Genomic DNA, 25,302 nt, shown 5'->3' on the forward strand with positions numbered 1-25,302 from the left:
GAAGAGGTGCGGGATCAGCCCAGATCGACGGGCAGCTCGTGCAGGTCGTTCTGGGTCACGATCGGCTTGTTCCGCAGCTCGGAGGCCGGTACCGCGAGCTCCAGATCCGGGAAGCGCTCGTACAGCGCGGGCAGCGCGACCCCGGCCTCCAGCCGCGACAGCGCGGCGCCCGGGCAGACGTGCGGGCCGTGACCGAAGGCGATGTGGCGGTTGGGGGAGCGGGTGATGTCGAACTCACCGGCGGTCGGCCCGTACTGCTGCTCGTCGCGTCCCAGTGCGCCGAAGGAGACGATCAGGGCCTCGCCCTTCGGCAGGACCCTGTCGCCGACCTCGATGTCCTCGGTCGCGAAGCGGATCAGGACATGCGAGGTCGGGGTGTTCCAGCGCAGGGTCTCCTCGATCACGTTCTCCCACGGCACCTCGCCGCTCAGCACGCGCCGGCGCTGCTCGGGATGCGTCTGGAGCGCCTCGACGACATTGACGACCAGGCTGATCGTGGTCTCGTGACCGGCCGCGATGATCAGCTGCAGCGTGTTGACGATCTCCTCGTCGGTGAGGTGGTCACCGTCCTCGGAGGCCGCGATCAGCGCGCTGGTCAGGTCGTCGCCCGGGTTCGCCCGCTTGCCGTCGACGATCTTCGTGAAGAGGGTGCCGAGGTCCGCCATCATCTGCGGGACCTCCTCCGGCGGGGTCTGTGTCGAGAAGAACTTCTCGAACAGCTCCTTGAGCCGGGGGTGGTCGGACGCGTCCACGCCCATCAGCTCGCTGATGACGTTCATCGGCAGCGGGTAGGCGAACTCCGCCTTCAGGTCGACCGGCTCGCCCTTCGGGTGCGCCGCGAGCCGGTCCAGGGAGGCGTTCGTCAGCGCCTCGATACCGGCACGCAGCCGCTCCACCCGCTTGACCGTCAGCGCCTGTGCGACCAGGCCGCGCAGCCTGCGGTGGTCGGAGCCGTCGACCGTCAGCATGGAGCGGCCCGGGTTGACCAGACCGATCAGCGGCCAGTCCATCGGGATCTCGCCCCGCTGCCAGGCGTTCCAGACGTCGATGTCCTTGACCACCCGGCTGTCGGTGAGCAGCCGGCGGGCCTCGGCGTGGTGCGTCACCGCGTAGCAGTGCACTCCGCCGGGGAGCTCCACCTCGGCCAGCGGGCCGGCGGCGCGCAGCGCTGCACTCTCGGCGTCGAGGTCGGCGACGAGAGGGTCGAGCGCGATCCGGGTCATTTCTGGCCTCCAAGTGCAGGGGTGGGCGTGAAGCGCACCGGCAGTTCCGTCAGGCCGCGCAGCCACGGGGACGGGCGCCGGGTCAGCTGGTCCTCGGAGATGTCGAGGTCGATGTCCGGGAGCCGGTCCAGGAGCACCTCGATACCCGTGCGGGCGACGACCTCGGCGGTCTCCTGGGCGGGGAACGGGCAGCGGTGCTCGCCGTGGCCGAAGGAGAGGAAGGCGCTGTTGCCGCCGGTCAGGGTGGAGCCGTCGGTGCGTACCTGCGGGTCGCCGTTGGCGGCGGCGATACCGAGGAGCAGCATGTCGCCGGCGCGGATGTGGCGCCCGCCGAGGTGGGTGTCGCGGGAGGCCCAGCGGCCCGCCACGTTCTGGGTGGGGGTGTCCTCCCAGAGGACCTCGTTCATGGCCTCGGCGACGCTGTGCCGGCCGCCGGAGAGCGAGGCGGCGAAGCGGTCGTCGATCAGCATCAGCCGCAGCGAGTTGCCGATCCAGTCGGCGGTGGGCTGGTGGCCGGCCGCCATCATGACCATGAGGTCCTCGGCGACCTCCTCGTCGGTGAAGCCGCCGGGATCCTCCAGCATCCTGGTCGCGACGTCGTCGCCCGGCTCGGCGTGCTTGTCGGCCAGGAGCTGGTACATGGCCCCGCCGAGGTGCTGCTGGCCGGCCAGGGCCCGCTCACCGCCGTCGATCATGTCGTTGAGCGCCACCACGAGTGGGCCGCCGACCTCGTCGCTGAACCCGTAGAGCTTCGCCAGCACCCGGGCCGGGAGCCGCATCGCGTACTCGGCGATGATGTCGGTCCGCCCGGTCGCGCAGAACTGGTCGATGAGGCTGTCGGCGAACTCCTCCGCGTACCCCTTCAGCGTGAAGGGGTCGACGGCCTCCAGCGCGTTGCTGATCATGGCCGCGCGGACGGTGTGCCGCTCACCGACGGTGTAGAGGATCGACGGCTGCTTGCGGCCGATCATCGGGCGCAGCGGCCAGCCCTCCGGGATGTTGTCCCACTGGTTCCACAGATCGGAGTCCCGGGTGAAGAGCACCGGGTCGTTGGTGACCTGGTGCAGCTCGCGGTAGCCGACGATCAGCCAGGCGGGTATGTCGCCGTCGAGCACGACCGGGGCCACGGCACCGTGGTCGCGGCGCATGTCCCGGTACAGCTGCACGGGGTCGGTCTGGAACCGTGGCCCGGACAGGGGAACGGCACCGTGGGACACGGGGCACTGGGTCACAGCGTGGGCTCCGGGGTCTTGGCCGTCTCCGGGGCAGGGCTTCCTGCCGGGGCCGCGTCCGCGGCCTTCGCGCGGGCGACGGAGAGTGCGTGGAGGTGCTCGACCAGCGTGATCAGGACGTACTTGCTGGAGGAGCGGTCGCGGGCGTCGCACTCGACGAGCGGGACGTCGGGTGAGAGGTCGAGGGCCTCACGGATCTGCTGCTCGGTGTGGAACGAGCCGCCGAAGTCGTTGCACGCGACGATGAACGGCGTGCCGTGGTGCTCCAGCCGGTCGATCGCGTACCAGGAGTCGGCGAGCCGCCGGGTGTCGACGAGGACGACGGCGCCCAGCGTTCCGGAGAAGAGCCGGTCCCAGAGGAACCAGAAGCGTTCCTGTCCGGGCGCGCCGAAGAGGTAGAGGACCGAGCGTGCGTCCAGCGTGATGCGGCCGAAGTCGAAGGCGACCGTGGTCGACGTCTTGGAGTGCACGCCGTCGAGGTCGTCGACGGCCTCGCCCGCGCGGGTCATGGTCTCCTCCGTGTTGAGCGGACGGATCTCGCTCACGGATCGGACCATGGTGGTCTTGCCGACCCCGAAGCCGCCGACGACGACGATCTTCAGTCCGTTGTCGGCCGTCGCCTGCAGGGCGGCACGGTCAGAGGTTGCGGAGTCCAACGAGCACCTGTTCCAGGGTGTCGGTGTCGGGGAGCCGGTCCTCGACACGTGCAGTACGGGGGTGGCGGGCGCTGATCCGGCCGGTGTCGAGCAGGTCGCACAGCATGATGCGGACGATGCTGACGGGCAGATTCAGGGTGGCCGAGATCTCGACGACCGCGGTGGGGCTGTGGCACATCCGCAGGATCGCGACGTGCTCCGACTGCATCCCGGGGTTCGGTTCGCACTCGGCGACGACGAGCGTCACCAGGTCGAACGCGGCCGAGTCGGACCGGCTGCGGCCACCCGTCAGGGTGTACAGCCGGTCCGGGTCGTCATCGCGTCCGGGGCGGGGGCGCGGGACGGAGGTCATACGTCCGCTGTTTCCGAGGTGGTGGCCGCGGCGCCGCGCGGCGGGGCGACGAGGTATTCGCCGAGCTGCTCGACGAGTTCACTCATGTTGTGGCCGACGAGGCCGACGTCGGAGTCCTCCGCCGCCACGACCGCGAGGTGTGCGCCCGCGCCGGCCTCGACGATGAACAGCACGCCGCCGTAGAACTCGGTCATCGCGGATCGCACGCCGCCGGAGCCGTCACCGAACTCGATCGACGCGCCGTGCGACAGGCTCTGGATGCCGGCGGAGATCGCCGCCAGCTGGTCGGCCTGGTCGACGGAGAGTTCGGGGGTGCGGCACAGCTTCAGGCCGTCCCGGGACAGGACGAGGGCGTGCCGGGCGCCGGGCGTGCGGTCGAGCAGCCCCTCCAGCAGCCAGTTCAGCTTCTCGTCGGTGGTCGCGCTCATCGGGTGTTGCCTTCCGGGTGCGGGGAATTGGCTCGTACCGCCTGGCTGAAGGTGTTGAAGCGGGCAGCCTGGACCTTCGGGTCGGTGGTACGCGGCCGGGGGGATTCGGCGCCGCCGGGAGCGGCATTGCCTGTACGGGCCTCTGCGGCGGCCAGGGTGCGGCCGCGGCGGCGCTTGGGAAGACCGCTCTCGCCGAACTGCGGTACGGCGCCGGTGGACTCGGACGCGGACTCGGTGCTCCGGGCGTCGTCCGTCCGTGCCGTGCCGTCAGTCCGTGCCGTGCCGTCCGCGCGTGCCGCGTCGTCCGTCCGTACCGCGGACCCGGGGGAGCCCGCCGGTGCCGGTGCCGGGGTCCGGTGCTCCGTGTCCGGCGTCGCGTGGTCCGGCTCGGGCTCGGGGCGCCGGGCGGGCGCCGGGAGGGCCGCGGGCATGGGCGTACGGGAGATGAGCTCCTGCGGAAGCATCATCAGCGCGCCCGTGCCGCCGCGTGCCGAGGGACGGAAGGAGACGGTGAGGCCGTGCTTCCTGGCCAGCCGGCCGACGACGGCGAGGCCGAGCCGGGTGCCGGAGATGCCGGTGAGGTCCTGGCTCTCCGCCGACACCGCACGCTCGGCGCGGCGCAGCTGCACGTCGCTCATCACCAGACCGCTGTCCTCGACGGTGATGACGATGCCCGCCGGGACCTCCTCGACGTAGACGTGCACCTCGGCGGTGGGCGGGGAGAAGTTGGCAGCGTTGTCGAGGAGTTCCGCCAGGGCGTGCATGACACCCTCGGCGGCGTGGCCCGCGATCGCCACATCGCTGGTCGAGTGGAGGCGGATGCGCTGGTAGCCGCCGATGCGGCCCATCGCGCCGCGCAGGATGGACTCCATCACGATCGGCTTGGCCCAACGGCGCCCGGAGCGCGCGCCGGTCAGGACGGCGATGGAGTCGGCCAGCCGTCCTGCCTGGGCGGTGCGGTGGTCCAGGTGCAGCAGGTCATGGAGCACGTCCTCGCCGGTGTGCCGGTGCTCCATCTCCCGCAGGTCGGCCAGCATGCTCGTGGAGAGGGCCTGCATCCGGCCCGCGGCGTTGGCGCAGGCGGCGATCGCGGCGGCGCGCTCCGTCTCGCTGCGCCGGGCGCGGGCGGTGAGCCGCGCGGTCTCGGTGGTGAGCCGCTCGTGCTGCTCGGCTGCCTCGGCGGTGACCTGGGCGACCCGGTCCTCCGCCTCGATGGTGACCCGGGCCGTCTCCGTGGAGGCTGCCGCTCTGATCCGGGCGGTCTCGGCGGTGAAGCGCTGCGCCTCGGCGGCGGAGCTCGAGACGAGGCGGGAGGTCTCGGCGGTGAAGCGTTCGGAGTCGGCGGCCCGCATGGCCCGCAGGCCGCGGGAGGCGGCGAGCGTGTGGGTCGTGACGGTCACCGAGACGCACAGGAGCACGGCCGCGGCGCCCGCCCCCCACGCGAGCGGGATCCGTACCGAGGCGGGAGCGGCGGCGACCGCCCACAGGCACAGAGCACCGGTAACGGCTGCCGAGATCAGCAGGGCGAGTGCGGTCGGCCGGAGTGAAGGGCGCAATCGGAGTCCTCGGGGCGGACGGTACGAAGTGACGGACGGGAGCGGTGGAGGGACAATCGGGGCATTCCGGTGTGTGACGGTGAAACAGTCACAACTGGAGCTGATTGTTCCTGATCAAGTCACGGCAACTATAGGAGAATTGGCGACCTGTTTGGGGATTCCTTGTGGCCACTTTTGTTTGAAATCTGGCTTGAATCGATTCCTGTCGCGCCCTGTGACGGGTGTTCCCCGCGTCAATCGACGGGTTGCGCGGGTGAGTAGTGATGATTGTGGTGGTATGTCTCCTGTGTGAGGCTTGATTTGTCACGATCGTCGCTCGTGGGCCGGTGGCCAGCTAGTGTGAGCGCTCCGGTGCAGTCGGCCCTCCCAGGCCGGCACCGCCGAAAGACACACCGCGCGCCTTGAAGGGGGAGGCGCCGCGTGGCCCCGACGGAGGACGCAGGCAACCGTGGACGCGCAAGGCCGTGGGCGGGACGAGGGCATCGACCCCGCAGACCAGTGGGTACTCAACCCGGACACCGGTGATTACGAACTGCGACTGACCCCCTCCTCAGGGCGATCAGCCGCGTCGGCCGGTACGACCGATGCCAGAACTCCCGGAACACGCCGCAGGCCGGAGCGGGCGAAGCCGCCGGCCGACAAGGCATCCGTGCCCGGTCAGCGTGGCGGGCGCCGGGGTGCCGGCGCCGGACGCGGGGGCCGGGACGAGCCGCGCAAGCAGGGTGGCAGGGCGGCGCCGCCGGCCACCGGGCGCCGCAAGGCCAAGCCCAGGAAGTCCGGCAAGAAGAAGGCGCTGGTGTGGACGGGCGGCGTGCTCGCCTTCCTGATCGTGGGCGTCGGCACCACGGGCTACTTCGTCTACGAGCACTTCAACGGCAACATCACCGCCATCTCGACCGACGGGGCCGGAACCGGCGGATTCAGCAAGGACCGGGCGATCAACGTCCTGGTGATCGGTACGGACAAGCGGACCGGCGAGGGCAACGAGGGCTACGGGGACGCGGGCAGTGTCGGCCACGCCGACACCAACATCCTCTTCCACGTCTCCAAGGACCGTACGAACGCGACCGCGCTGAGCATCCCGCGTGACCTGATAGCCGATATCCCGAACTGTCCGACGACGCTGGAGAACGGCGAGGAGAAGGACATCCCGGGGACGGCCGGCGGGCGCTTCAACACCAGCCTCGGGCAGTCCGACCGCACCCCCAGCTGCACCATGCGGACCGTCACCGAGCTCACCGGCATCACACCCGACCACTTCATGGTGGCCGACTTCAACGCGGTCAAGTCCCTGACGACCGCCGTCGGCGGCGTGGACGTCTGCCTCGCCAAGGACATCAACGACAAGGACTCCCACCTCAAGCTGTCCCAGGGCGAGCACACCCTCCAGGGCGAGCAGGCCCTGTCCTTCCTGCGCACCCGGCACTCGGTCGGCTTCGGCAGCGACCTGAGCCGCATCGAGATCCAGCAGCAGTTCCTGGGCTCGCTGATGCGCAAGCTGAAGTCCAGCGACACCCTGACCAGCCCCACGAAGATGTGGTCCCTCGCGGAGGCGGCCACCAAGGCGCTCACCGTCGACGACCAGATCGACGACATCAACAAGCTCCGCAAGCTGGGCATGGAGCTGGCTTCGGTCGACCCCAAGAACATCACGTTCACGACGGTCCCGGTGCTGGACAACCCGAACGACAAGGCCACCGTCATACTCGACGAGTCCAAGGCGCCGCAGGTCTTCTCGATGATGCGCGAGGACGTCTCCTTCACCGCCGTGGAGAAGCAGGAGAAGGCCGCGGCGAAGGCCAAGGCGGACGCCAAACTCAAGGGCGAGAAGGCCGACGCGGCGGACGTGCGGGTCGACGTCTACAACGGTGGCGCCCCCGCCGGCTCCGCGCAGAACGCCCTCGACTGGCTGCAGAACGAAGAGAGCGTGCTGAAGTCCACGAACCAGGCGAACGCGCCGGAGGACGTGAAGAAGACGCAGCTCGTCTACGGCCCCAACCAGGCGGACCAGGCACGCCGACTGGCCGACATGATGGGCCTGTCGGCCTCGGCCCTCAAGCCGACGACGACGGACGCAGGCGAGATGGACCCGATGAAGCTGACGCTGGGACCGGACTTCAAGAAGGCGGGAAGCCCGCTCTCGGCCCCGCAGAAGGCTCCGGACGACATCCAGCGCGTGGAGGCCGACAAGGCGGTCTGCGCGAAGTAGCGCGAAGCCGGCCCCGCCCACTCTCGGAGGGGCCGGCAGCACGCCTCCGGCCGGGTGCCACACACCTCCGGCCGGGGTGCCCCCTCGCCCCTGTCGTCCCCCTCCGCGCGTACCGCCCGACTCCGGCAGAGTGTTGTCCGCCCCGGGCCGTCCGGCGCCGGACGGCCCTCCTTCGCGTCCGGGACCGGCATGCTGGGCCCATGCCCGCCACCGACCTCACCCGAGCCCTGGCCCAGGCCATCCGCGGCGACGTGGAGTCCGACGCGACCGCCCGCGCCCTGACGACCATGGACGCCTCCAACTACCGCCGTGTCCCGCAGGCGGTCGTGGCCCCCCGGGACGCCGAGGACGTCGCCGAGACCCTCCGCATCTGCCGGGAACACGCCACGCCCGTCGTGCCCCGGGGCGCCGGCACCTCCATCGCCGGTCAGGCCACCGGCACCGGCGTCGTCCTGGACTTCACCCGTCACATGCGGCGCATCACCGAGCTGGACCCCGCCTCCCGCACCGCCGTCGTCCAGCCCGGTGTCGTCCTGGACGACCTGCGTGCCGCGGCCGCCCCGCACGGGCTGACGTTCGGCCCCGATCCGTCCACCCACAGCCGCTGCACCCTCGGCGGCATGATCGGCAACAACTCCTGCGGCTCCCACTCCGTCGCCTGGGGCACCACCGCCGACAACCTCCGCAGTCTGCGCGTCGTGCGCTACGGCGGCGGCGAGGCCCTGCACATCGGCCGTGACCTGCCCGACGCACCGCCCGGCCTCCACGAGTTCGCCGCCGCCCACCTCGCCTCCCTGCGCACCGGCTTCCCCGAACTCCCGCGTCGCATCTCCGGATACGCCCTCGACGCGCTGCTCCCCGAGCGCGGCCCGGACCCCGCCCGTGCCCTCTGCGGCAGCGAGGGAACCCTCGCCGTGGTCACCGAGGCGACCCTGAGCCTCGTCGCACCGCCCGCCACCCGTGCGCTCGCCGTCCTCGGTTACGCCGACGAGCAGGCCGCCGCCGAAGCCGCCCCCGGCCTGCTCCCGTACGGCCCGCTCACCGTCGAGGGCATGGCCGCCGACCTCGTACGTGAACCGGCGGGCCTGCCGCGTGGCGCTGCCTGGCTGTTCGTGGAGACGGGCGGCGCGACCCCCGCCGAGGCCCGCGCCCACGCGACCCGGATCCTGCGAGCCTCCGACGCCCTGGACGGCACCGTCGTCACCGACCCCGCCGCCGCGCGCACCCTGTGGCGCATCCGCGAGGACGCCGCCGGTACGGCGACCCGGATGCCGGACGGCACGGAGGCCTGGCCCGGCTGGGAGGACTGCGCCGTACCGCCCGCCCGCCTCGGCCCGTACCTCCGCGACTTCCGGGCCCTGCTCGCCGAACACGGCCTGCACGGCACCCCGTACGGGCACTTCGGCGACGGCTGCATCCACGTACGCGTCGACTTCGACCTGCTGACGGAACAGGGCGTGGCCCGCTTCCGCCGCTTCTCCGAGGACCAGGCCGACCTCGTCGTCGCCCACGGTGGATCACTCAGCGGAGAACACGGCGACGGGCAGGCGAGGGCCGAGCTCCTGCACCGGATGTACGGGGACGACATGGTGCGCCTGTTCACGCGCTTCAAGGACCTCTGGGACCCCGACGGTGGCCTGAACCCGGGCATCCTCGCCCGTCCCGCCCGCCTGGACGAGAACCTCCGGTTCGCGGTGCTCCCCGGGCGTCCCGTGGACGTGGCCTTCGGCTATCCGCACGACGCCGGCGACTTCACCGCAGCCGTACGCCGCTGCGTCGGCGTCGCCAAGTGCCGCACGGCGAAGGCGGGTCCGGACGTCATGTGCCCCTCCTTCCGGGCGACCGGCGAGGAGGCGCACTCCACCCGGGGCCGCGCCAGACTGCTTCACGAGATGCTCGCGGGCGAGGTGATCACGGACGGCTGGCGGTCCACCGAGGTACGGGACGCACTCGATCTGTGCCTGTCCTGCAAGGGCTGCCGGACCGACTGCCCGGCGGGCGTCGACATGGCCACGTACAAGGCGGAGTTCCTCCACCACCACTACAGGGGCCGGCCGCGCCCCGCCGCGCACTACGCGATGGGCGGCCTCCCCAGGTGGCTGCGGATGGCGGCCCCCTTCGCGGGCGTGCTCAACGCCCTCGCGCGGACCGGGCCGCTCGCCGGCCTGGCGCGACGGATCGGCGGCATCGATCCGCGCCGGGCGCTCCCGGTCCTGGCCCGGCAGACCTTCCGCGCCTGGGTGCGTGCCCGCCGGACTCCGGGGGCCGGGGAGGCCGTCGTCCTCTGGCCGGACACCTTCACCGACCACCTCTCGCCGGAGGTGGGCCGCGCGGCGGTCCGGGTCCTGGAGTCGGCCGGCCGGACGCCGGTGCTGCCCGGCCGGGGCGTCTGCTGCGGCCTCACCTACGTGTCGACGGGCCGGCTCGACGCGGCCCGCGCGGTCATGCGCCGCACCCTTGACCGGCTGGGCCCGGCCCTCGGCGCCCCAATCGTCGTCCTGGAACCGAGCTGCGCCGCCACCCTCCGCACGGATCTGCCGGAGCTCCTGCCCGACGACCCGCGCGCCGCCGCACTCGCCGCCTCCGTGCGCACCCTGGCCCAGTACCTGGAGGAGTACGCCCCCGACTGGGTGCCGCCACGGCTGGACCGCCGCGTCGCCGGCCAGACCCACTGCCACCAGCACGCGGTGTTCGGCGACGCGGCCGAGCGCAGGCTCCGCGAGAGGGCGGGCCTGACCGGTGAGCTGAGCGGCGGCTGCTGCGGGCTGGCCGGCAACTTCGGCTTCGAGAAGGGCCACTGGGACGTCTCGGTGGCCTGCGCCGAGGACCAACTGCTGCCCTCCGTAAGGGAGTCGGAACCCGGCACGGAACTGCTGGCCGACGGCTTCTCCTGCCGCACCCAGCTGGACCAGCTGGCGGGGCGGCGGGCCCGCCACCTCGCCGAGGTGCTGGCGGACGGGCTGGACGCGTAGAGGAAGGGCGTGTCTCAGAGCTTCGCGACGGCCTCGCTCACCGTCGCGGAGGGCCGCTCGTTCTCCGGGGCCGCACCGCCGGGCAGGGTGCAGCGGTGCCGGGTGTCGCCGTTGACGGGATCGGCGTACGCCTGTGAGCCCGCCCTCAACTCCTCGCCTGCAGAGCTTCATTCCCCGCCGGTGACGGAATCTCCGGGCGGCGTCCGCCGTTCGCGCGCCACGATCTCCCGGGCCAGTTCCGCCAGTCGGGGCAGTGCGGGATGGCCGGGACCGTCGCGGCGGGCCAGCAGGACGGGAAGCGGAGGAGCGTCGTCCAGCGGTACGTAGGTGACCCCGGCGTGCGGATGCATCTGGGCGGTCGACGCACCCGAGACACCGCTGCCCCGCCCTGCCGCGATGGCGGTGAGCCAGTCGTCGGTGTTGGCGACGGTGAGCGTGGCGGCCGGCCGCGCGTGCGGGGGCCACAGATCGAGCGTGGTGGCACCCGAGACGGTGTTCAGGACCACCGCGTCGCCGGTCAGATCGGCCAGGGACAACGAGCCATGGGCGGCGAGCGGGCCGTCGGCCGCCACGGCCGCCAACCGCTCCTCGCTGAACAGCACCTCGGTGACGAGCCCCGGAGTGGCCACCGGCCCCCGGAGCAGCGCCGCGTCCACCTCGCCGCGGGTGAGGCCGGCCGTCCGGTCGTCGATGCGCAGCAGCTCGAGCGGGGTCTCCGGATGGCGCTGCTGCCAGGTCCGCAGGAGCGGTGTGGTGTACGGGCCGAACGCGGACCAGGCGTGCCCGAGCCGCAGCGGCCAGTGGCGCAGCCGGCCGGGATCGAGTGCCTCGTCGAAGGCGCCCACCGCTGCGGCGGCCTTGTCGCGGAAGGCGACGCCCTCGGAGGTGAGGGCGAGGTGGTGGGTGGACCGGTCGACGAGCCGGACGCCCAGGTGTCTTTCGAGGGCCGCGAGCGTCCGGGAGACGACGGGCTGCGTGATGCGCAGCCGTGCGGCGGCACGGGTGACGCTGCCCTCGTCGGCGATGGCGAGGAAGGCCCGCAGGTGCCGGACCTCGATGCCGCGACCGCTGTTCCCCGTGGCCTGCCCAGTGCTCATGCGTCCGGAGCATAACGGGAGCGCAATCGGCATTTCACGCGAGCCGTGCCGGTCTCTACGGTGAGAGCGTGAGCGGCTTCCTCTCGGTGCCGTATCATGAACTGTCTGGTGCACTCCATTGGACTTGATGAAAGGTTTCCGGTGAACGACCCGCACGCTGCCGTAGAGCCGGCCGCTGCCGTATCCGTACCCGAGGCGGTGTCCGCGCTCGATGAGCCGGGACGCGGCAGGCTGGGCCGCCCCGGCGGCCGCGGGGCGGCGCTCGGGCCGGTCGCGCTGGTCGTCGCGGGTGGGCTCTCCGTCCAGTTCGGCGCGGCCGTCGCCGTCCTGCTGATGCCCAGGGCGGGTGCGCTCGGCGTCGTCACCCTGCGCCTCGCCGCCGCCGCGCTCGTCCTGCTCGTCGTGTGCCGGCCGAAGCTGCGGGGGCACTCCCGTGCCGACTGGGGCACCGTGCTCGCGTTCGGTGTCGCGATGGGCGCCATGAACACGCTCTTCTACCAGGCCGTCGACCGCATCCCGCTGGGCGCGGCCGTCACCCTGGAGGTCCTCGGCCCACTGGTGCTGTCCGTCGTCGCCTCCCGCCGGCTGGCCAACCTCGTGTGGGCGGCACTGGCGCTGGGCGGTGTCGTCCTGCTGAGCGGTGGCGGCTTCGACCGCCTGGACCCGGTCGGGGCGGCCTACGCCCTGGGCGCGGGCGTCATGTGGGCGACGTACATCGTCTTCAGCGCCCGCACCGGCCGCCGCTTCCCGCAGGCGGACGGACTGGCCCTGGCCATGGTGGTGGCGGCGGTGCTCTCACTGCCCCTCGGCATCATGGAGGCCGGCTCGAAGCTCGTGGTCCCCACCACGCTGGGCCTGGGCATCGCCGTGGCCCTGCTGAGCTCGGTCCTGCCGTACACCCTCGAACTCATGGCCCTGCGCCGGCTGCCCGCGCCGACCTTCGCGATCCTGATGAGCCTCGAACCGGCCATCGCTGCCACGGCGGGCTTCCTCATACTCGACCAGGCCCTCTCCTCGACGGACGCCCTGGCCATCGCCCTGGTCATCGGGGCGAGCATGGGCGCGGTGCGCAGCCAGTCGCGGGGGCCCCGGAAGCAGTGAGCCGGTCGCTCCGGGTGACCTGCTCGTTCCGCTGCGCGGCCGGGCGTCCGATCCTAGGGTGGTCGCGATGGCCGACCTGGAGGAACACATGCCGGAACGCGACGATCTGCTCGCCCTCGTGACCGATCAGCGCACCAACTTTCTGTACACCGTCGCCGAACTCGACGACGCGGGGGCCCGGGCCCGGACGACGGTCAGCGAGCTGACCCTCGGCGGACTCCTCAAGCACCTCGGACTCGTGCAGCGCAGCTGGCTCGACGTCGTCGAGGGCACCGCTCCCGCCAAGGTCGACTGGGCGGACCTCGACCCCGACGGCAACCGGATGACCGACGCCGAGACGGTGCCCGGGCTGCTGGAGGCCTTCCACGCGGCGTCGGCCGCGTTCGACCGTACGGTGCGCGAGGAGGCCGACCTCGACCGCGAGGTCACGCTGCCCGCCTACCCCTGGTCACCCCCGGAGCCGGTCGTCTGGACCGTCCGTCGCGTCCTGTGGCACATCTTCCGGGAGATCGCCCACCACAGCGGCCACGCCGACATCATCCGCGAGGCGCTGGACGGTGCCAGCACCACGGCGAGGATGGCCGAGGCGGCGTCGGAGGGGCAGTAGCGCGCACGGCGGGGGCCGGCGCGGACGCCGAGTCGCGGCCGTCCCGGCCCTTGCCGCGTCACCGCGCCGGGAGCGGGCGCGGGAGGCACGATGGAAGGGAGCGGAGGAAGGAGGCGCGCGCATGGGATCCGCAAAGGGAACCGACGAGTACGACGGGCTGTATTCGCACACCCCCTCGCAGGCCGAGGGTGAACGCGACGACGAGCCGGCCGTGCGCGGCAAGGCCGCGGAGACGCACCCCGACGTCCCCCGGACCGAGCCCTCACAGGCCGAGGGCGACCGCACGGAGTGACCCGGACGGCGGCTCAGCCGTCGACGGGCAGGATGCGGAACGCGGTGAGGCCGGGCGTCAGGGGGGTGACGGCCCTGAAACCCCGCTGGTCGAGGGTGAAGATGCGGGTCGGTCCGGTACCGGTCGGCAAGCACGACGCCGACCGCGCCCGCGAGGTCCAGCCTCAGCCCCGCGTAGGTGCGGCGCACCTCGTGGGCCGCACCCAGGTCGGCCGGCTTCAGGTCCGCGAGCCTGTACTGACCGTCCGCCATGCGAGAGTTGAGCGCCTCCATCACCTGAATGGAGGCCGGGAAGCCGAGCTCCCGCGTCTCGTTCTCGAGGATCTTCGCGGCGTCGGAATGATCATGCCGATAAGGTGCCACCCTGCCCTACGCAGGGCAGGGTGGTACAGGCCCAGCCGCCGCCCTGGCCGTAACAGCCCGGCCCGGCTGTTACGTTCCTGGCCATGGGCGACGACGGCGTGTACGTGGGGCACGCGGAGAAGGACGCGGCACTCGACCACGGATGGCTGCTGGGCCACTTCAGGGAGCCGTCCGACCCGCGCCACAGCGAGGCCCTGGAGATCAAGTGGGGCGTCCACCCCCGGGGCGACGAGCGCGCGCGGTGGGTGAGGGGCGAGGAGCGTACGGCGCTGCTCGTGCTCATCAGCGGTCGCTTCCGGATGCGGTTCCCCGGGCGGGACGTCCTTCTGGAACGCCAGGGCGACTACGTCGTATGGGGCCGGGGCACCGACCACTCCTGGTGTGCGGAGGAGGAGTCCGTGGTCCTGACCGTGCGCTGGCCCTCCGTCCCGGGCTACCGGGCCGGCTGATCCACCGGCCGCCCGACCGCGTCACCGCCCGGCTGCCAGCACTGCCGCCAGGCCTTCTTGCAGGTCCCTGACGAAATACTCGGGAACCTCCAGCGAGGGGAAGTGCCCCCCGCTCTCGGCTGACCTCCAGCGGACGATGTTGCGGTACCGCTCCTGTGCCCAGGGGCGCGGACACTTCTCGATGTCACGGGGATACATGCTGATCGCCGACGGGACGTCGACCCGCAGTTCCGGGTCCAGCGAGTTGTGGCTCTCGTAGTAGATGCGGGCCGCCGATGCGCCGGTCCGCGTCAGCCAGTACAGGGTGACGTCGTCAAGGATCCTGTCTCTGGAAATCGTCTCGAACGGACTGTCCTCGGTGTCCGACCACTCGGCGAACTTGTCGAGGATCCAGGCGAGAAGCCCCACCGGTGAGTCGACGAGCGAGTAACCGATGGTCTGCGGTCGGGTCGCCTGCTGCTTCGCGTAAGCCGCGCGGTGGCGCCAGAAGTCACGGGTCTCCTCGGTCCACCTGCGCTCGACCGCTGTCAGCCCGTCCGTCGTCAGCCCGGGTGGCGCCTCCGCGAACAACGTGTGGATGCCGAGGACGTGCGCGGGGAACCTGCCGGCGAGAACCGTGGTGATATTGCCTCCCCAGTCGCCGCCGTGGGCCAGGAACGTGCCGTATCCGAGCCGTCCCATCAATTCCACCCACGCGGCCGCGATCTTCTCGGTTCCCCATCCGGTCGTGGCCGGCTTGTCGCTGTAACCGAAGCCAGGCAGCGACGGAACCACCACGTGGAACGCCGGCGCGTCGGCGTCCTTGGGATCTGCCAGCTCGTCCACCACGTCGATGAACTCGGCAATGCTGCCTGGCCAGCCGTGCGTCAAGACCAGTGGAGTGGCGTCCGCGCGCGCGGATCGACGGTGCAGGAAGTGGATCGCCAGACCGTCGACAGTCGTGCGGAACTGGCCGATCCGGTTGAGACGCTCCTCGAACGAACGCCAGTTGTACCCGGTGCGCCAGTAGTCCACGACATCGACGAGGTCGGCGAGGGGGACGCCCTGTTCCCATCGGCGGGGGCCGGGTGCGGCGCGATGGACCGTCTCGGCCTCCGGTAGCCGCGCCGCGGCCAGTCGGGCCCGCAGATCGTCGAGATCGGCGTCCGTCGCGTGGGCTTCAAATGCTTGCACGTCGCTGCTCGGGCGGGGCATGAGACCTCCTGGCCATAGCGGAACCGGCTTAGCCGGTTCTAACATGCCGTCAGGTCGTCCCGCAACCGGCTAAGGTGGTTCCATGCATGCCGGGTTTCCTGAGTTCCGCCTCGGTAGTGTGCTGGCGACCAGCTTCACGGCGACTCTGACGGAGCGTCGTGGCAACGCTGTGGAGCGCATTCCCACGCCACACCGACTCGTCGACTGGCTGGCTGTGAACGGCCTTGCCGTGGACTCCTGCACCACTGCCCAACTCGACCTCGCCCGGGACCTGAGGGAGTCGATCCACGTCGTCGCGACAGCGGCCGCGATCCAGGACGCTCTCCCGGTGTCCGCTGTCCGAGTCATCAACGCCCGCAGCGCCGAGGGCCGGGCCGCCGCGATCCTGACGCCCGAGGGTGAGCGGGAATGGATGCTCAGCTCGGCTTCCGGCGTGGAAGACGCCCTCAGCGTGATCGCCGCCGATGCGATCAGCGTCATCGCAGGTGAACGAGACGGAAGATTGGCCTTGTGTGCATCACCGACCTGCCGAGCCGCCTTCTTCGACACCAGCCGAAGCCGGACACGTAAGTGGTGTGACATGAACACGTGTGGGAATCGCCAGAAGAAGGCGCGCTTCAACGCCAACCAGCGCAAGCGCCCCTGATCGGCGGAGTGGGCGTTGCGCTCGCTACATCCGAATGGGCCCCGGACCTGCACCGGCGGTGGCAGGAGTTCAGCGTTCGACGCGTGCAGGTGCGTCTCGGCCACGCAACGCGATGACAAACCGGTGATCGGTGGACCCGAGTCCGCCGCAGGCCATACCGAGGCCGACGGCTGCCGGGCAAGGGGTACGGGGGAAAGCAGTGCAACTCGGTACATGCTCGATCTGTCGGCTGCAGTTGCCTGTGGGCAGAGGACTCATCGCCGCCCACAAGGTGGGAGGCGAGCCCTGCCGGGAACCGGCCGGGCGGCTGTGGGCCCGCAGCCCCCGGACGACGCCCGGGCCGCCGACGACGACGCGAAGGCGACGCGGCGCCCACCGGTGGACACCTGGGTGGAGACGATCCAGCTGCTGCTCGTGGTCCTGGGCGTCGTCGCTTTCCTCGTCGGGTTCATCGGGGCGCTGTTCTCCGAAACGGTTCCGCTGGTCGCGCTGCCCGCCACCGCTGTCGCGGGAATCATCGCCTGGATACTCAACGTCACCCCGGCGGGCCGACGTAACACCGCCAGGAGCCAGGCCGAAGTGGCCCGGTTGGCCGGAATCCGCGAGAGGAAGGCCGCGCGCGCCGAGCGGGAGCAGCAGAAGTCCCGTGCCCGTGAGGCCGCCGAAGCGGCCCAGGCGCAGCGGCGCGCGGTACGTGAGCTGCTCGACGGTGTGCCCGAGCGCGGAGCGCCACAGGATGAGGCGATCACCTACTGCCTCTCTCGAACCAGCGCGGCACGCGACCCACGCGTCCAGGCCGAGGCGGAGCGGCTGGCGCGACGGCACGTCGCCGTCGACGAGCGCATCCTCTGCGTCGCCCTGTCGGTGGCCGGCGAGTCCCGGAGGCGCCCGGCGCTGTTGATCCTCACCGACCGCGGGGCGGCCGTGTCGGACAGAGGCACGTCCTACCGGTACGACCCCGATCCCGGTGACGTGACCGAGGGCTGGGGAGTCCAGGTCGGAGACCTGCTCTTCTCCTTCTCCGGCAACCCTCGACTGTGGACCGCCCTCGCCGCCCGAGCGGAGGCAGCCGCCCTGTCCGCACGAGCCGTACCCCTGACGGGCCGCCCTGAGCCACGGCTGATCCGCACGCCGCGGGAGGCCGAACTCGTTGCCGTCGACTGGATGCGCTACCTGGGCTTCACCGACGCGGTGGCCACGCCCGTCGGCGCCGACGAGGGGATCGACGTCATCGCCGAGCGGGGCCTGGCCCAGGTGAAGATGGAGGGCAGACCCACGAGCCGCCCGACCGTCCAGCAACTCCACGGCGTGGCCACCGCCAAGGAGAGGGAGGCCGTGTTCTTCTCACTGGGCGGCTACACCCTGCCGGCCGCTTCTTGGGCCTCGCAGCACGGGATCGCCCTCTTCCGGTACGACCACCAGGGGACGCCAGAAGCCGTCAACCCGCCCGCGTTGCGACTGATGGAGGCAGCCGACGCACGGGCGTCCGAGCCGGCCGACGCCGAGCCCGGCGGCGACGCGTAGACCGGTCCGCCGCCGTCTGCTTTCCCGCGGGCCGCAGCGGGGCACACACCGCCGGGCCACGAGGGCGGCACACCGGGCCCGACGCGACGGCCGTGACCGGCGCCCTGGTGGAAGCCATGCGAGCGGCCGCCCTTCTCAGGCCCTCGGCGGTCGCCCCGCCCCTGTTCCTGGCGGGGCGACCCGTTCGCTGTGCCGACCCCGCCGAAAGCGGTAGCGACCGCTACCCGGCTGTGGTGTCAGTAGCGGTCGACCTCTTCGCCCTCCGGCACCTGGTAGCAGGCGGACACCACGTTGACGACCAGGGTGGGCGCGTTGGTGTCTCCACCGCTGTCCTTCTCCCAGAATTCGACATTGACGGCGAATTTCTTCTCCGTGTGATCCGCCGTCAGTTCCAGGCTTTTGGCCTTGCTGCTGTTCCGGTCGAACTCGGTGATCTTCCAGCCGTGCTTCGGGAGATTTTCCTTGAGGCGCGTCATGGCCTTCATGAGTTCAGCGTCGGAGGGCCCGGTGAGGCTCCACGGGTGACGCATGAGGAAGAGCTTTCCACGCTCCGCGCCCTCACAGGTGCTCACGCCCGGGCCTGACTTGGACGTGTCTCCCTTCAGGGCGATGACGTCGAGGATCTGGCTGGAGATCGCCTTCGTCTCGGCATCGACGTCGTCGACGCTGCGTGTTCCGACCGGTTTCGGCGTGCTGGATTCCGTCTGGTCATTCATGGTGCATCCTGTAAGTGCGGTAAGTGTTACGGCGGTCAGAAGTGCGCTGGCATAGATTTTATTCTTCAAGGGTTACCTTTCCGTACTGGCCCGTCACGACCGCCGCCTGGTTCTTCAGACTGTCCGTGCCCGGGTCCCAGTATTCGCTGTGTCCCTCCGAGGTGCCTGTGGCCATCTGGTTCGCTCCGAACAGCTCGTCGCTGGGGATGATGGCCACGCCGCCGCCCAATCGCCACTGGTTGCCGCCGTGACCGAAGCGGCCGAGGTCGGGCACCGGGTCGTCCTCGGCCTCCTCGTTCCAGACATGCCCCTCGGGTACGTCCATCTGTGACGCCTCGCCGACCTGCACGCCGGGGCTCCCCGCGAACACCACGTCATCCGCGTTCAGGTCGCCCTGGCGGGCCGCGGAGCCGATGAGCGTCGTGCCGTAGGAGTGGCCGACCGCCGTGTGGTGGCCGCCGGACTCCGTGGTGTTGGTCGTATTGAGGCCTTCCATGAAACGGTTGAACGCAGGAGCCCCGTCGTCGGCGTAGTGCCGGAAGGGCGCATCCTTGACAACGCTCTGCGGAGCGTCGTATCCGAGCCAGGTGACGGTGGAAACCTCTTTCCCTCCGGCCATCGCATCGGATTCCCGCCAGAGGTTGGTCATTCGTTCCACGTCCCCGCCTATTCCTCCGAGGTTCGACGTGGTGCCCGGAACGTACACGGCGGTGTGATCGGCGGTGTCGGGGTTTCCGTTGGCGACGATCGCCCGGCCGTTCTTCTCGGTGTCGAAACCCAGGAGGTAGGCGGGCGGCAACCCGTTCTCACCGGTGGCGGCGAAGCGGTCCTCGATCGCCTGCATTCCCTTCAGGGAATTGTCGGCGCGTTCCTTCCGGTCGCCGTACTTCTCGTTCCACTTGCTCCAGCTGTCGTTCTGGATGACGGCCGGATAGGAGCCGTTGGGATTGGGGGAGTACTTCGTGGGCTCGGGAGGGATCTTGTCGAGTTCGAGCTGCACCTGGGCCTTGGCCGCTGCCAGCACCGTGCGGTTGGCCTCGTCGCGGTCCTCGGCCGGCAGCCCGTCCAGCGCTCCGACCGAGGCGGCCTGCGTGGAGAGGTAGGCGGCCTGTTCCTCGGGGCTGAGCCCCTTCCACCAGGCCGCGTTGTCCTTCGGGCTGCCGTCCTTCGGGGGCTCCGGCAGGGACTCGATGTAGCTCTTGCCCGCCTCGCGGACGCCGTGCATGTCCGACTGCGTGTCGGCCCAGTCGTGCTTGGAGACCGTCAGGTCGTCATCGGCCTTCAGCGCGCGCAGCTTCGGTGCCCACTTGGTGTCCGCGTCGGTGGCTTCCTTCAACGCGTCGGCGATCCGGTTGGCATACCCGACGGCCCTGCCGTAGTTCGGGTTCGGGTGCATGTTCACCGCCTGGCGCTCCAGGGCGTCGGACGTCGGGCTGCCTCCGGCGCTCCCGGTCACCGTGCCGCCCTCGGTGGTCTTTTCGTCACCGGGCTTCTTCCCTGCCGGGTAACCGACGGAGCCGTCCGGGTTCACGGTGCAGTTGCCGGCCCGGGCGTCCTCGATCGCCGTGTCCAGCTTCCGCTTGGCCACGGCCATGTCGAACGCGAATCCGTTGAGCGCGGTGCTCACCAGGGCGCACTCGGTCTGCGCGTAGTGGAAGTTCTTCGACAGGTTCTGGAGCTCCCGCAGGGCGGCCGTCGCCGCTTTCCCCTCCAGCTGATTGCGTACGCCCGCGCTGATCTGGTTGTCGATCGTGTCCTTGGCCGCACTGGCCATGTCGCCTGTCGTCCGGTAGCCGTCAGCGGCGTCCTCGTACTCCGAGGGCCTGAAGGACTGCAGCGTGGCAAGTTCCATGACGGAATCACTTCTCCTTGGCCCGGCCGCCGACGGCCTCGGTGTCCTCGTACTTCACCTTGAGCTTGTCCAGCTCATCCGTGACCGACTGGTCGGACGTCGACAGATCGTGACCGGCCCTCTCCAGCAGCCCGCCCAGCTCGCCACAACGGCTCTTCACGTCTCCGACGTACTTCTTCCAGGATTCGTAGAGGTCCTTCTGGGCCGCCGCACTCAGGCATCCGGCGGTGTCCCCCAGTCCCGCCTGCCCGGCGTCCAGCTTCGTCAGCGCCGTGCCGATGCCGTCCTTCAGGCCCGTGACTCCCTCACCGGCCTTCACCCATGCCTTCTTGTCCGACTTCAAATCCTCCGAAGCCGCACCCGCCGGGGCCCCACCCCCCTGGTCGGCCGGATACTGGTTCAACTGCATCTGTGCGGAACCACGCGCTGCCGCATCGCCTTTGAGCTGTTCCCATTCGTCCCAGGCCACCTGCGAAACCCTCCCCGTTTCCCCGTTCCCGGGCTCCCCCGGGCCGAGCCGACATGATCCCCGGCTCCTGAGGGCAAATCAAACGCTCGTGCCGGCGTCCGGTCGGCGGCCCGTGCGGGGCTCGGACGCCGGTGTGTCCGCATACTTGCCGGAACCGTCGCGAACCGTGGTGAACCAAATCATGCAAGCATGCTTGCTTGTTTTGCGGGCCACTGGCATGCTCCGGGGCACACCGCCACGCCCCGAGGGGAGCGCACCGTGCCCGACGCATCGGACGTGACCGCCGCCGTACTCGACGACATGCGTGAGGAGGGCGACGAACTCGACCTGCTCGTAGCCGGGTTGAGTGCGCAAGAGTGGGCCGCGCCGACCCCCGCGGAGGGATGGACCGTCGCCCACCAGATCGCCCACCTCAACTGGACCGACGAGGTCGCCCTGGTGGCCGCCACGGAGCCCGACGCCTTCGCCGCCGAGGTGGAGAAGGCGTTGGCCGCCCCCGAGACCTTCGTCGGCGAAGCGGCCCAGGAAGCCGTCACCGCACTCACTCCCGAAGCCCTGCTCGTGGAGTGGCGGGAGGGGCGGGCCCGGCTCCAGGAAGCTCTCCGAGCGGCCCCCGCCGGGGCGAAGCTGCCCTGGTACGGCCCGCCCATGAGTGTCGCCTCGATGGGGACCGCGCGGCTCATGGAGACCTGGGCGCACGGCCAGGACATCGCCGACGCGCTCGGGGTGACCAGGAAGCCGACCGCACGGCTGCGGCACGTCGCCAGGATCGGTGTCCGGGCGCGGGACTACGCCTACCTCGTGCGCGGACTGCGGCCCCCCGGCGAGCAGTTCCGGGTGGAACTCCGGTCGGAGGACGGCGAGTCCGTGGTGTACGGACCCGAAGACGCCGTCCAGCGGGTCACCGGGCCCCTCCTCGACTTCTGTCTGCTCGTCACCCAGCGCGCCCACCGGGACGATCTCGCCGTCGAGGCGGTGGGCGCGGACGCCGGGCGGTGGCTGGACATCGCGCAGGCCTTCGCCGGACCTGCCGGGCCCGGGCGGCCGCGGAAGGACGACCGGTGACGCGCCCGCTCCGCATCGGCAACGCGTCCGGTTTCTACGGCGACCGTTTCGACGCCGTGCGCGACATGCTCACCGGCGGACCGCTGGACGTCCTCACCGGGGACTACCTCGCCGAACTCACCATGCTCATCCTGGGCCGCAGCCGCATCAAGGACCCGAAGCGCGGATACGCCTCGACCTTCCTGCGGCAGCTGGAGGAGAGCCTCGGGCTCGCCCACGAGCGCGGCGTGAAGATCGTCGCCAACGCCGGCGGGCTCAATCCGGCCGGACTCGCCGATGCCGTACGGGAGCTGGCGGACCGGGCCGGCGTACCCGTGCGGGTGGCGCACGTCGAGGGTGACAGCCGCCCCGTGCCCGACGGGTACCTCACCGCCAACGCCTACCTCGGAGGCACCGGCATCACTGCGTGCCTGCGGGCCGGGGCCGACATCGTCATCACCGGCCGGGTCACCGACGCGGCCCTCGTCACCGGACCCGCCGCCGCCCACTTCGGCTGGGGGCGCGACGACCACGACGCCCTCGCCGGGGCCGTCGTCGCCGGGCACGTCCTGGAATGCGGAACCCAGGCCACCGGAGGGAACTACGCCTTCTTCGGCGACCACGACGTCCGACGGCCCGGCTTCCCGCTCGCCGAGGTCCACGCGGACGGATCCTGCGTCATCACCAAGCACGACGGCACCGGCGGCGTCGTCGACGTCGGCACCGTCACCGCGCAACTGCTGTACGAGACCGGCGGCGCCCGCTACGCCGGGCCCGACGTCACCGCCCGCCTCGACACCGCCAGGCTGTCGCAGGAAGGGCCGGACCGGGTACGGATCAGTGGCGTACGCGGCGAGGCCCCGCCGCCCACGCTCAAGGTCGGGCTCAACCGGCTCGGCGGGTGGCGCAACGAGGTCGTCTTCGTGCTGACGGGGCTCGACATCGAGGCGAAGGCCCGACTCGTGCGGGAGCAGTTCGCCGACGCCCTCGACCGCGCCGGTTCCAAGCCCGCCGAGGTGCGGTGGGAGCTAGCCCGCACCGACCGGGCCGACGCGACGAGCGAGGAGACGGCCAGCGCGCTGCTGCGCCTCGTCGTCCGCGACCAGGATGCCGAGGCGGTCGGCCGCGCGGTGTCCGGGGCGGCCGTCGAGCTGGCCCTCGGCAGCTACCCCGGCTTCCATGTGACCGCCCCGCCCGGCAAGGGCGCACCGTACGGGGTGTTCGAGGCCGCGTACGTACCGGCCGACGAGGTCGAGCACGTCGCCGTGCTGCCCGACGGCACCCGGGAGACCGTCCCGGCGGCCGGACCGTACGGGGAACTCCAGGAGGTGCCGGAACCGGAGCTCCCCGAGCCGCCCCCGCCCGGGCCCACCCGCACCGCACCCCTCGGACACGTCGCCGGTGCCCGCAGCGGTGACAAGGGGGGCGACGCCAACGTCGGGGTGTGGGTCCGCTCCGACGACGCCTGGCGGTGGCTGGCGCACGAGCTGACCGTCGCCCGCTTCCGGGAGCTGCTGCCGGAGACCGCCGGGCTCACCGTCGTACGCCATGTCCTGCCGCGCCTGCGGGCGTTGAACTTCGTCGTCCATGGCCTCCTGGGCGAGGGCGTCGCCTCGCAGGCCCGCTTCGATCCGCAGGGCAAGGCGGTGGGGGAGTGGCTGCGGTCCCGGCATCTCCCCGTGCCCGTAGCGCTCCTCGACGTACCGGAGGTGAACGCATGACCGTCCTGCCCACCGCGCTCGACACCGCGGGGCCCGAATACGCCGCCCACCGCGAGGCCATGCTCGCGAAGCTCGCCGAGCTCGGCACCGAGCACGCCAAGGCACTCGCGGGCGGCGGTGAGAAGTACGTGGCGCGCCACCGCGAGCGGGGCAGACTCCTCGCCCGCGAGCGGATCGAGCTGCTGGTCGACCCGGACACCCCGTTCCTGGAGCTGTCCCCGCTGGCCGCCTGGGGAAGCGACTACGCGACCGGCGCCTCGCTCGTCACCGGGATCGGGATCGTGTCCGGCGTGGAGTGCCTCATCACCGCCAACGACCCGACCGTACGGGGCGGCGCCTCGAACCCCTGGACTCTGAAGAAGGCCCTGCGCGCCAACGAGATCGCCTTCGCCAACCGGCTGCCCTGCGTCTCCCTGGTGGAGTCCGGTGGCGCCGACCTGCCCTCGCAGAAGGAGATCTTCATCCCCGGTGGGGCGCTGTTCCGCGACCTCACGCGGCTGTCCGCCGCCGGGATCCCCACCGTCGCCGTGGTGTTCGGCAACTCCACCGCCGGTGGCGCGTACGTCCCCGGGATGTCCGACCACACCGTGATGATCAAGGAGCGGTCCAAGGTCTTCCTCGGCGGACCTCCCCTGGTCAAGATGGCCACCGGCGAGGAGAGCGACGACGAGTCGCTCGGCGGCGCCGAGATGCACGCCCGCACCTCCGGCCTCGCCGACCACTTCGCCATCGACGAGCACGACGCGCTGCGCCAGGCCCGCCGGATCGTCGCCCGGCTCAACTGGCGCAAGGCACACCCGGATCCGGGCCCCGCCGAGCCGCCGAAGTACGACGAGGACGAGCTGATCGGGATCGTGCCCGGCGACCTCAAGGTCCCCTTCGACCCGCGTGAGGTCATCGCCCGGCTCGTCGACGGCTCGGACTTCGACGCCTTCAAGCCGCTCTACGGCACCAGCCTGGTCACCGGCTGGGCGCGCCTGCACGGCTATCCGGTCGGCATCCTCGCCAACGCCCAGGGCGTGCTGTTCAGCGAGGAGTCGCAGAAGGCCGCGCAGTTCATCCAGCTCGCCAACCAGCGCGACATCCCGCTGCTCTTCCTGCACAACACCACCGGCTACATGGTCGGCAAGGAGTACGAACAGGGCGGCATCATCAAGCACGGCGCGATGATGATCAACGCGGTGTCCAACTCCCGCGTCCCGCACCTCTCCGTCCTGCTGGGCGCGTCCTACGGCGCCGGTCACTACGGCATGTGCGGCCGGGCCTACGACCCCCGCTTCCTCTTCGCCTGGCCCAGCAGCAAGTCCGCCGTCATGGGACCCCAGCAGCTGGCCGGCGTCCTCTCGATCGTCGCCCGCGCCTCCTCCGCCGCGAAGGGGCTGCCCTACGACGACGAGGCCGACGCCGGCCTCCGGGCCATGGTGGAACAGCAGATCGAGTCCGAGTCGCTGCCGATGTTCCTCTCGGGGCGGCTGTACGACGACGGGGTCATCGACCCACGCGACACCAGGACCGTCCTCGGGATGTGCCTGTCAGCGATCCACACGGCCCCGGTCGAAGGCGCGCGCGGCTTCGGCGTCTTCCGGATGTGAGGCAACGG

General features: G+C 71.1%; 23 protein-coding genes. 11 read left to right on the forward strand and 12 right to left on the reverse strand.

All coding sequences use genetic code 11. From position 1 onward, the window contains the following. Window positions 1–14: 14 nt before the first annotated feature. The 6 genes from JOC24_RS01275 to JOC24_RS01300 are packed head-to-tail and all read right to left on the reverse strand — an operon-like array spanning window position 15 to window position 5,447. On the reverse strand, window positions 15–1,223 hold the full coding sequence (locus JOC24_RS01275; RefSeq protein WP_205018211.1) for a cytochrome P450 family protein: 1,209 nt from the start codon (window positions 1,221–1,223) through the stop codon (window positions 15–17). Continuing rightward, the gene (locus JOC24_RS01280) at window positions 1,220–2,455 is read right to left on the reverse strand and encodes a cytochrome P450 (protein WP_205018212.1); all 1,236 of its coding nucleotides are present in this window, start codon (window positions 2,453–2,455) and stop codon (window positions 1,220–1,222) included. Before JOC24_RS01280 ends, JOC24_RS01275 begins: the two co-directional genes overlap by 4 nt. Further along, entirely contained in the window at window positions 2,452–3,111 is a 660-nt protein-coding gene (locus tag JOC24_RS01285; protein WP_205018213.1) for a GTP-binding protein, read from the reverse strand. The genes JOC24_RS01280 and JOC24_RS01285 overlap by 4 nt, the downstream gene beginning before the upstream one ends. After that, the gene (locus tag JOC24_RS01290) at window positions 3,092–3,463 is read right to left on the reverse strand and encodes a DUF742 domain-containing protein (protein WP_205018214.1); all 372 of its coding nucleotides are present in this window, start codon (window positions 3,461–3,463) and stop codon (window positions 3,092–3,094) included. Before JOC24_RS01290 ends, JOC24_RS01285 begins: the two co-directional genes overlap by 20 nt. After that, entirely contained in the window at window positions 3,460–3,891 is a 432-nt protein-coding gene (locus tag JOC24_RS01295; RefSeq protein ID WP_205018215.1) for a roadblock/LC7 domain-containing protein, read from the reverse strand. Before JOC24_RS01295 ends, JOC24_RS01290 begins: the two co-directional genes overlap by 4 nt. Beyond that, window positions 3,888–5,447: a sensor histidine kinase gene (locus tag JOC24_RS01300; protein ID WP_205018216.1), complete on the reverse strand. Its 1,560-nt coding sequence runs from the start codon at window positions 5,445–5,447 to the stop codon at window positions 3,888–3,890. The genes JOC24_RS01295 and JOC24_RS01300 overlap by 4 nt, the downstream gene beginning before the upstream one ends. Before the next feature lie 448 nt (window positions 5,448–5,895). Between JOC24_RS01300 and JOC24_RS01305 the strand changes: the two genes are divergently transcribed. Together JOC24_RS01305 and JOC24_RS01310 are read left to right on the forward strand one after the other, a co-directional pair. After that, a complete protein-coding gene (locus tag JOC24_RS01305) occupies window positions 5,896–7,656 on the forward strand; it encodes an LCP family protein (protein ID WP_205018217.1) in 1,761 nt (586 codons plus the stop codon). 200 nt (window positions 7,657–7,856) lie between these two features. Beyond that, window positions 7,857–10,628, forward strand: a complete 2,772-nt coding sequence (locus tag JOC24_RS01310; protein ID WP_205018218.1) for an FAD-binding and (Fe-S)-binding domain-containing protein — start codon at window positions 7,857–7,859, stop codon at window positions 10,626–10,628. A gap of 14 nt (window positions 10,629–10,642) precedes the next feature. Here the strand turns inward: JOC24_RS01310 and JOC24_RS01315 are convergent, their stop codons facing one another. Further along, entirely contained in the window at window positions 10,643–10,777 is a 135-nt protein-coding gene (locus tag JOC24_RS01315) for a hypothetical protein (RefSeq protein ID WP_374104466.1), read from the reverse strand. Window positions 10,778–10,795: 18 nt separating this feature from the next. Beyond that, window positions 10,796–11,725 carry a LysR family transcriptional regulator gene (locus tag JOC24_RS01320; RefSeq protein ID WP_205018219.1) on the reverse strand — a complete coding sequence of 310 codons (930 nt, stop codon included), beginning with the start codon at window positions 11,723–11,725 and terminating at the stop codon, window positions 10,796–10,798. Between the two features lie 141 nt (window positions 11,726–11,866). Here JOC24_RS01320 and JOC24_RS01325 point away from each other — a divergent pair, with 141 nt between their 5' ends. The 4 genes from JOC24_RS01325 to JOC24_RS01345 all read left to right on the forward strand — a co-directional run bounded on the left by JOC24_RS01325 (window position 11,867) and on the right by JOC24_RS01345 (window position 14,536). Continuing rightward, complete coding sequence (locus tag JOC24_RS01325) at window positions 11,867–12,826, forward strand: EamA family transporter (RefSeq protein ID WP_205018220.1); 960 nt, start codon at window positions 11,867–11,869, stop codon at window positions 12,824–12,826. Window positions 12,827–12,914: 88 nt separating this feature from the next. After that, window positions 12,915–13,433, forward strand: a complete 519-nt coding sequence (locus JOC24_RS01330; protein ID WP_205018738.1) for a DinB family protein — start codon at window positions 12,915–12,917, stop codon at window positions 13,431–13,433. 121 nt (window positions 13,434–13,554) lie between these two features. Further along, window positions 13,555–13,725 (forward strand): hypothetical protein, encoded by a 171-nt coding sequence (locus JOC24_RS01335; protein ID WP_205018221.1) that lies wholly within the window; start codon window positions 13,555–13,557, stop codon window positions 13,723–13,725. 445 nt (window positions 13,726–14,170) lie between these two features. After that, window positions 14,171–14,536 (forward strand): cupin domain-containing protein, encoded by a 366-nt coding sequence (locus JOC24_RS01345; RefSeq protein ID WP_205018222.1) that lies wholly within the window; start codon window positions 14,171–14,173, stop codon window positions 14,534–14,536. A gap of 21 nt (window positions 14,537–14,557) precedes the next feature. Here the strand turns inward: JOC24_RS01345 and JOC24_RS01350 are convergent, their stop codons facing one another. After that, entirely contained in the window at window positions 14,558–15,730 is a 1,173-nt protein-coding gene (locus JOC24_RS01350) for an epoxide hydrolase family protein (protein WP_205018223.1), read from the reverse strand. An 82-nt stretch (window positions 15,731–15,812) separates the two neighbouring features. Between JOC24_RS01350 and JOC24_RS01355 the strand changes: the two genes are divergently transcribed. Together JOC24_RS01355 and JOC24_RS33755 are read left to right on the forward strand one after the other, a co-directional pair. Beyond that, on the forward strand, window positions 15,813–16,376 hold the full coding sequence (locus tag JOC24_RS01355; protein ID WP_205018224.1) for a CGNR zinc finger domain-containing protein: 564 nt from the start codon (window positions 15,813–15,815) through the stop codon (window positions 16,374–16,376). 309 nt (window positions 16,377–16,685) lie between these two features. Continuing rightward, the gene (locus tag JOC24_RS33755; protein WP_205018225.1) at window positions 16,686–17,900 is read left to right on the forward strand and encodes a restriction endonuclease; all 1,215 of its coding nucleotides are present in this window, start codon (window positions 16,686–16,688) and stop codon (window positions 17,898–17,900) included. Between the two features lie 236 nt (window positions 17,901–18,136). Here the strand turns inward: JOC24_RS33755 and JOC24_RS01365 are convergent, their stop codons facing one another. Genes JOC24_RS01365 through JOC24_RS01375 form a run of 3 tightly spaced genes read right to left on the reverse strand, consistent with a single transcriptional unit; the run spans window position 18,137 to window position 20,877 of the window. Then, complete coding sequence (locus JOC24_RS01365) at window positions 18,137–18,616, reverse strand: hypothetical protein (protein WP_239579342.1); 480 nt, start codon at window positions 18,614–18,616, stop codon at window positions 18,137–18,139. A gap of 58 nt (window positions 18,617–18,674) precedes the next feature. Next, window positions 18,675–20,468, reverse strand: coding sequence for an alpha/beta hydrolase (locus JOC24_RS01370; protein ID WP_205018227.1), 1,794 nt, complete (start codon window positions 20,466–20,468; stop codon window positions 18,675–18,677). Between the two features lie 7 nt (window positions 20,469–20,475). Then, window positions 20,476–20,877, reverse strand: a complete 402-nt coding sequence (locus tag JOC24_RS01375) for a hypothetical protein (protein ID WP_239579343.1) — start codon at window positions 20,875–20,877, stop codon at window positions 20,476–20,478. A gap of 318 nt (window positions 20,878–21,195) precedes the next feature. On the opposite strand from JOC24_RS01375, the gene JOC24_RS01380 reads away from it, so the two are divergent. From JOC24_RS01380 to JOC24_RS01390, 3 genes are read left to right on the forward strand one after another with little or no spacing between them, the layout of a single operon-like run. After that, entirely contained in the window at window positions 21,196–22,002 is an 807-nt protein-coding gene (locus JOC24_RS01380) for a TIGR03084 family metal-binding protein (protein WP_307792614.1), read from the forward strand. Then, the gene (locus JOC24_RS01385) at window positions 21,999–23,702 is read left to right on the forward strand and encodes an acyclic terpene utilization AtuA family protein (RefSeq protein ID WP_205018230.1); all 1,704 of its coding nucleotides are present in this window, start codon (window positions 21,999–22,001) and stop codon (window positions 23,700–23,702) included. Before JOC24_RS01380 ends, JOC24_RS01385 begins: the two co-directional genes overlap by 4 nt. After that, entirely contained in the window at window positions 23,699–25,294 is a 1,596-nt protein-coding gene (locus tag JOC24_RS01390) for an acyl-CoA carboxylase subunit beta (protein WP_205018231.1), read from the forward strand. The genes JOC24_RS01385 and JOC24_RS01390 overlap by 4 nt, the downstream gene beginning before the upstream one ends. The last annotated feature ends 8 nt before the right edge of the window (window positions 25,295–25,302 follow it).

The organism is Streptomyces sp. HB132 (assembly GCF_016909575.1).
Classification (GTDB): domain Bacteria; phylum Actinomycetota; class Actinomycetes; order Streptomycetales; family Streptomycetaceae; genus Streptomyces.

Bases quoted from the DNA above. Each gene is read 5' to 3' on its own strand.
- JOC24_RS01390 (WP_205018231.1), top strand. From the start codon at position 23,699: ATGACCGTCCTGCCCACCGCGCTCGACACCGCGGGGCCCGAATACGCC.
- JOC24_RS01350 (WP_205018223.1), bottom strand. From the start codon at position 15,730: ATGCCCCGCCCGAGCAGCGACGTGCAAGCATTTGAAGCCCACGCGACG.
- JOC24_RS01365 (WP_239579342.1), bottom strand. From the start codon at position 18,616: ATGAATGACCAGACGGAATCCAGCACGCCGAAACCGGTCGGAACACGC.
- JOC24_RS01355 (WP_205018224.1), top strand. From the start codon at position 15,813: ATGCATGCCGGGTTTCCTGAGTTCCGCCTCGGTAGTGTGCTGGCGACC.
- JOC24_RS01290 (WP_205018214.1), bottom strand. From the start codon at position 3,463: ATGACCTCCGTCCCGCGCCCCCGCCCCGGACGCGATGACGACCCGGAC.
- JOC24_RS01370 (WP_205018227.1), bottom strand. From the start codon at position 20,468: ATGGAACTTGCCACGCTGCAGTCCTTCAGGCCCTCGGAGTACGAGGAC.
- JOC24_RS01375 (WP_239579343.1), bottom strand. From the start codon at position 20,877: ATGCAGTTGAACCAGTATCCGGCCGACCAGGGGGGTGGGGCCCCGGCG.
- JOC24_RS01345 (WP_205018222.1), top strand. From the start codon at position 14,171: ATGGGCGACGACGGCGTGTACGTGGGGCACGCGGAGAAGGACGCGGCA.
- JOC24_RS01335 (WP_205018221.1), top strand. From the start codon at position 13,555: ATGGGATCCGCAAAGGGAACCGACGAGTACGACGGGCTGTATTCGCAC.
- JOC24_RS01295 (WP_205018215.1), bottom strand. From the start codon at position 3,891: ATGAGCGCGACCACCGACGAGAAGCTGAACTGGCTGCTGGAGGGGCTG.
- JOC24_RS01310 (WP_205018218.1), top strand. From the start codon at position 7,857: ATGCCCGCCACCGACCTCACCCGAGCCCTGGCCCAGGCCATCCGCGGC.
- JOC24_RS01320 (WP_205018219.1), bottom strand. From the start codon at position 11,725: ATGAGCACTGGGCAGGCCACGGGGAACAGCGGTCGCGGCATCGAGGTC.
- JOC24_RS01330 (WP_205018738.1), top strand. From the start codon at position 12,915: ATGCCGGAACGCGACGATCTGCTCGCCCTCGTGACCGATCAGCGCACC.
- JOC24_RS01275 (WP_205018211.1), bottom strand. From the start codon at position 1,223: ATGACCCGGATCGCGCTCGACCCTCTCGTCGCCGACCTCGACGCCGAG.